Below are 5,858 nucleotides of genomic sequence, written 5' to 3'. Positions count from 1 at the left end.
CCCCCCCCCCCCCCCCCCCCCCCCCCCCCCCCCCCCCCCCCCCCCCCCCCCCCCGGGGCGGGGGCCGGGGTCATCGGCCGTGGAGGGGGTTGGCGAGGCGTCCGACGAGCTGCAGCGACTGCGCCTGGTCGGCGAGGTCGACCATCTCGAGGGTGTTGCGCAGCTGCAGCCGGTTCAGGCACGAGTGCTCGAAGTCGGGTGCCAGCAGGTCGTACCGGGCGTGCTGGGCGGCCAGCTCGAGGTGGTCGGCCTGCAGGTCGCGCAGGCACGCGGCCGCCGCGGCCCAGAACTCCTCCCCCGACAGCACCCCGTCGTCGGCGAGGATCGCCGCGAGGAACCTCAGGAAGCCGTCGAGCACGTCGGTGAGCACGGCCAGCGCCTGCTGGCCCTCCGGCACCCGAGCCCGGATGCGCTGCACGGCCTCGGGCAGGGAGTCGAGCGGGTGCGCCTCGGGTCCGTCGCCCGCGAGCAGTGCGACCTCCTCGCCCACGTCCTTCATGACCGCGCGCACGGGCACGTGGTCCCGCAGCACGAGGATCAGGTTCTCGCCGTGCGGCATGAAGGCCAGGTCGTGGGCCCACAGGCAGTGCGCGACCGGCCGCAGGTAGACGTCGAGGTAGCGGCGCACCCAGTCCGCGGGCGTCAGCCCCGACGCCCGGATCGTCGCCACGGCCAGGCTCCGACCCTCACGGTCGCGGTGCAGGAGCGACGCCATGGTCGCGGCCCGCTCGCCGGCCCCGAGCCGCGGCGTCTCGCGCCACAGGGCGGCGAACATCTTCTGGTACGGCCCGCGGCGTGCGCCGGCCACGCGCTGGTAAACCCCACCGGTGTAGCCGACGGCGGCCCGCTCGCGCAGCACCGTGAACCCGCATCGACGCAGCTCGACGTCGTCCTCGACGAGGGCGTGCACCCAGTCGTTGATGGCGGGCGTGCCACGCATGTAGTGCGGCGACAGCCCGCGCATGAAGCCCATGTTCTGCACCGACAGCGCCGTCTTGACGTACATGCGCGACGGGTCGGACACGTTGAGGAACGTCCGTACCGACTGCTGCGCGCGGTAGGCGTCGCGGCTCGTGCCGAGCGGCACCACGTCGCGTCGGGCGACGTCGGCCGCGAAGGTCACGGCCAGCTTGTTCGTCCACTGCCAGGGGTGCGCCGGCACCAGCAGGTAGTCGCGGGGATCGAGACCGAGGTCGCGCAGCCGCGTGTCGAAGGCGTCGCGCTGGTCCGCGTCGAGCTCGTCGGCGTAGAGCGCGTCCTCGTCGAGGCCCTCCCCCAGGGCCAGCACGGCGTGCTCGCGACGCACGCCCAGCCACACCAGGTGCACGTGGCTGCCGGTCTCGGGCGCGAACGCGCGGTAGTCGTCGAGCCCGTACCCGATCCGACCGTTCGTGGCGAGGAAGGCGGGATGCCCCTCGTGCATCGCGGCCTCGACCGTGGCGAGGTCCGCGTCGAGCAGGTCGTCGGCGGTGTGCGCGTGGTGGGTGTCGGTCCAGCAGGCGGCCGCGAGCGTGGCGCTCAGCTCCTCCAGGTACACCGCCACCAGGTGGTCGGGGATGCCCAGCTCGTCGTGCAGCTCGGCCACCAGCTCGAGCACGTCGACCGGCAGCGTCGCCCCGCCCCCCTCGGTGTCGCTGGTGCCGTCGGACCGCAGCACCGACCACGGGTCGACCGACCAGTGCTCCGGCTCGTGCACGTGGGCATGGAAGCGCCACGTCGAGGAGGTGGTGCGCACCTCCCACCAGCCGCCCGCGTCGGCCACCGGCTCGGGCGACAGGAGGCGTTCGTGGGTGAGCTCGCCCAGGGCCTTGGCCACGAGCCGACGCTGGGCGCGCTCGAGCGTCACCGGCTCCAGGTGGTCGGCGGTGTCCAGGACTCGGGGGTCGAGGGTGTTCGGCGTCGCCAGCAGGGCGGTGGGGGTCATGCGGCGTCTCCCGTCGGGTCGAAGGATGCTCCGAGCTCGCTCGCCTCGAACTGCTCGCGCGTGCACGTGCTCAGCAGCGCCCGCTTGTCGGGCAGGTCGATCTCGCGCTCGGCCACGAAGCCGGCGCGGGCGTTGAGCGCGTGGATGGCGGTGTTGCGGGCGTCGGGCTCCACCACCACCCGGCGGGTCGTGACGCCGTCGTGGCCCGCGAGCGTGAAGCAGTGCCGCACGACGGCTGCGAAGACGGCCGCCGTGAAGCCGTGCACCGGGGCGTCCGTCGGCGCCACCAGCACGTGCATGCCGAGGTCGCCCGGCTGCGTCCGGTGGAACGACGCCAGGGGCGAGTGCGCCGGGTCGTAGGTCTCGGCCAGGAAGGACGCGGCACCGTCTGCCGCCCGCCCCCGCAAGCGGGAGGTGCCCCCAGGCCCGGTGGTTCCTGAGCCCCGTCGAAGGGCACCCCCGCCGGGACCGACCCGTCCGAGCCAGGCGTCGTGGTGGGGGCTCGCGACGATGTCGGCGTACTCGCGGCGCACGTCGTCGACGCTCGCGCCCTGCATCATCCAGAACACCGACCGTGGGTGGGTCACCCACGCGTGCAGCAGCGGCGCGTGGCGGTCGACGTCGAGCGGCTCCAGCCCGATCCTCATCGGTCCACCCCCGACAGGGCGCGGTCGTCGGCGGGCGCCCCGAACGTCTGGAAGGCGATGCGCTCCTCCACCGGGTACACCTGCCGCCCCGCCATCGCGTTGAGGATCACCGACGACCGGAAGGCCCCCATGCCCAGGTCGGGGGCGACGAAGCCGTGCGTGTGCTCCTCGGCGTTCTGCACGAAGACCCGGTGGTCGGCGTCGATCGTGTAGTCCGACGCGACGGCGTACCGGCCGCGCTCGTCCCACCTGACGTGGTCGTGCAGCGGTTCCACCAGGTCGGGCAGCCCGGCGCGGTAGCCCGTGGCCAGCACGAGGGACGCGGTGCTCGTGCGGAACGGCACGTCGGTCTCGTCGTGACGCAGCTCCAGGCCGACCCGACCCGATGGCGCGTCCCACGACGCCGACGTGAGCGTGGTGCCGGCCAGCAGGTCGGTCGTGACGGGGCCGTCGACGCTCAAGCGGTAGAGGGTGTCGTAGATGTCGTCGACGAGGTCGCCGCTGATGCCCTTGTAGAGCGGCTTGTGCTCGCCGACCAGCCGGTCGCGGACGTCCGTCGGCAGAGCCTGGAAGTACGCCGTGTACTCCGGCGACGTCATCTCCAGCGTCAGCTTCGTGTACTCCATCGGGAAGAAGCGCGGCGACCTCGTCACCCAGGTGAGGTGGTAGCCGCACCGCCCGGCGTCCTCCAGCAGGTCGCGGTACACCTCGGCGGCGCTCTGCCCGCTGCCGACGACCGTGATCGAGTCGGTGGCCTGGAGCGCCTCCTTGCGCGGCAGGTAGTCGGCGGTGTGGACGACGGTCCCACCGTGCCCACCCTCGAGCAGCGCGCGCGCCGCGGCAGGCACGTGCGGACGTGTGCCCACGCCGAGCACCACGTGGCGAGCCGTCAGCGCGGTGGGGCCGTCGGCCGTCAGCGCGGTCACCGTGAACAGGTCGCCGTCGCGCCGGACCGACTGGACGTGGTGGCCCAGGCGCACGGGCAGCTGCTCGGCCGCCCAGCGCAGGTAGCGGTCGTACTCGCGGCGGAGCGGGTAGAAGCTCTCGCGGATGTAGAACGGGTACAGCCGCCCGGCCTGCTTGAGATAGGCAAGGAACGAGTAGGGCGACGTCGGGTCGGCCATGGTCACGAGATCGGCCATGAACGGCACCTGCAGCGTGGCCTCGGGGAGCATCATGCCGGCGTGCCACGACACGTCGTCGCGGGACTCCAGCACCACGCCCCGCAGACCGGTGGGCTCGGCGAGGGCGGCTAGTCCGAGGTTGAACGGTCCGGCGCCGACGGCCACGAAGTCGAGGACCTCCTGCCGGCCCCTCACGAGGCCACCTCCTGGCGGTCGCGCTCGAGCAGGTCCTCACCGGTCGAGCGCACCCGCTCGAGCACGGCCACGACGTCCTCGAGCGTGGCGGACGGGTTGAGCAGGGTGAGCTTGAGCCACGCCCGCCCGTCGACCTTCGTGCCGGCGACGACCGCTCGACCGTCGCCCCAGAGGGTGCGCCGGATCCGGGGGTTGAGGTCGTCGGCGAGGTCGTCGTCGAGGCCGTCGGGCCGGTAGCGGAACACGACGGTGCTCAGCTCGGGCTCGGCCCGCAGCTGCAGGTCGTCCTGCTCGCGCACCCAGTCCGCCGTCGCGTGCGCGAGGTCGATCGCGGTGTCGAAGCCCTGCCCGATCGCGTCGGCGCCCATGACGCGCAGCGTGAGCCAGAGCTTCAGCGCGTCGAACCGGCGGGTGGTCTGCAGGCTCTTGTCGACCTGGTTCGGCAGGTCGGCCGTGCGGGGGTTCAGGTACTCGGCGTGGTAGGTCACGTGCCGCAGGACCCCCGCGTCGCGCACCAGGACGGCGCTCGCGCTCACGGGCTGGAAGAACGTCTTGTGGAAGTCGACGGTGACCGAGTCGGCCCGCTCGATGCCGTCGAGCCGGTGCCGACGTCGCGGCGACGCGAGCAGCCCGCCCCCGTACGCGGCGTCCACGTGCATCCACACCCCGTGCTCGGCGCACAGGTCGGCGACGGCACCGAGCGGGTCGATCGCACCCAGGTCGGTGGTGCCCGCCGTGGCCACCACGGCCATGGGGACGAGCCCGCGGGCGAGGGTGTCGTGCAGCGCGCGCTCGAGCGAGACCGGGTCCATCCGGTGCCGGGCGTCCACGGCGACCGGGACCACCGCGTCGGCGTCGAGGCCGAGGATCGTGGCGGCCTTCTGCACGCTGAAGTGCGCGTCGGTCGAGCAGAACACCCGGAAGCGTGCGAGCGAGTCGGCGTAGGCCAGGCCTGGGTCGACGTGGCCACGCAGGAAGGTCTCGCCGCGTGCCATGAGCAGCGCCTGCAGGTTCGACTGCGTGCCGCCCGACGTGAACACGCCGTCGGCGCTCCCGCCCTCGGCGGGAACCGCGAACCCGATGCGTCCGGCGGTCCAGTCCACCAGCCGACGCTCGATGAGCGTGCCCCCTGCGCTCTGGTCCCAGGTGTCGAGCGAGGAGTTCACGGCCGAGACGAAGAGCTCCGCCAGCAGCGCCGGGACGACCACGGGGCAGTTCAGGTGCGCGGCGTAGCCGGGGTCGTGGAACCACACGGCGTCGTCGAGGTACACGTCGCGGAGCTCGGCGAGCGCGACGTCGACGTCGACCGGCCGGTCCAGGTCGACGGCGTCGACGGCGCGTGCGACGTCGGTGACCGAGCGACCGCTGAAGGGCGTCCGGACGCTGCCGAGGTGCTCGGTGAGCACGTCGAGCCCGGCGCGCATGGTCGTGGCATAGTGCTCGGCGTTGGCCGGGCTGAACAGGTGGTCGTCCACCGTGCTCCTTCCCCCGAAGGTCATGTAGGCAAGCCTTACCTAAGCAAATCCGGACCCTCCCGGCAACCTGCTGGGAGCCACGTCACACCTCACCCTCGGAGGCGCCCGTGCACCCGCTCACCGGTTTCTGGCGCTCGATCGAGGCCGTGCACTCCGTGGTCTACTTCGCGCCCGATGCCCAGTCCCGCTACGAGTCCCTGGGGCTGAAGGGCTACTGGATGGGCTACGCCGCCTCGCGCGCCGGCGCCCTCGGCACCCCCACCGCCCCGGTGGTGGTGGCCGCCTTCCACGGCTTCGCCCCGCGACTCGTCGAGCGGGCCGTCCCCGACGCGTGGCGGATGGCCGACCCGAAGGCCGTGCTGGCCGAGCGGCTCGCGATCGCCCGCGACGCGCTCGGTCCCGCCCTCGTCGGGCACGACGTCGAGCGCCTGGCCGCGCGCCTCGCGCAGGTGGTCGGTCGCGCCGACCTCGCCGGGAAGCCGCTGGCCGCCGC

General features: G+C 73.3%; 4 protein-coding genes and 1 pseudogene. 1 reads left to right on the top strand and 4 read right to left on the bottom strand.

The features are described 5' to 3' along the window. Positions 1-70 precede the first annotated feature (70 nt). Genes NUV38_RS16975 through NUV38_RS16960 form a run of 4 tightly spaced genes read right to left on the bottom strand, consistent with a single transcriptional unit; the run spans position 71 to position 5,389 of the window. The gene (locus tag NUV38_RS16975; protein ID WP_257730239.1) at positions 71-1,924 is read right to left on the bottom strand and encodes an IucA/IucC family siderophore biosynthesis protein; all 1,854 of its coding nucleotides are present in this window, start codon (positions 1,922-1,924) and stop codon (positions 71-73) included. Continuing rightward, positions 1,921-2,571 carry a GNAT family N-acetyltransferase gene (locus NUV38_RS16970; protein WP_257730238.1) on the bottom strand — a complete coding sequence of 217 codons (651 nt, stop codon included), beginning with the start codon at positions 2,569-2,571 and terminating at the stop codon, positions 1,921-1,923. The genes NUV38_RS16975 and NUV38_RS16970 overlap by 4 nt, the downstream gene beginning before the upstream one ends. Further along, positions 2,568-3,890, bottom strand: coding sequence for a lysine N(6)-hydroxylase/L-ornithine N(5)-oxygenase family protein (locus tag NUV38_RS16965; RefSeq protein ID WP_257730237.1), 1,323 nt, complete (start codon positions 3,888-3,890; stop codon positions 2,568-2,570). Before NUV38_RS16965 ends, NUV38_RS16970 begins: the two co-directional genes overlap by 4 nt. Beyond that, positions 3,887-5,389, bottom strand: coding sequence for an aspartate aminotransferase family protein (locus NUV38_RS16960; RefSeq protein WP_308219710.1), 1,503 nt, complete (start codon positions 5,387-5,389; stop codon positions 3,887-3,889). Before NUV38_RS16960 ends, NUV38_RS16965 begins: the two co-directional genes overlap by 4 nt. Before the next feature lie 83 nt (positions 5,390-5,472). On the opposite strand from NUV38_RS16960, the pseudogene NUV38_RS16955 reads away from it, so the two are divergent. After that, positions 5,473-5,858: pseudogene (locus tag NUV38_RS16955) on the top strand (hypothetical protein); the annotation flags it as partial.

Origin of the sequence: Aeromicrobium sp. 50.2.37, assembly GCF_024655735.1 — a bacterium.
In the GTDB taxonomy this organism is placed as follows: Bacteria; Actinomycetota; Actinomycetes; order Propionibacteriales; family Nocardioidaceae; genus Aeromicrobium.
This window is presented reverse-complemented; position numbering and strand designations above follow the sequence as displayed.

Coding starts and splice junctions, on each gene's coding strand:
- NUV38_RS16975 (WP_257730239.1), bottom strand. CDS start 1,924: ATGACCCCCACCGCCCTGCTGGCGACGCCGAACACCCTCGACCCCCGA.
- NUV38_RS16970 (WP_257730238.1), bottom strand. CDS start 2,571: ATGAGGATCGGGCTGGAGCCGCTCGACGTCGACCGCCACGCGCCGCTG.
- NUV38_RS16960 (WP_308219710.1), bottom strand. CDS start 5,389: ATGACCTTCGGGGGAAGGAGCACGGTGGACGACCACCTGTTCAGCCCG.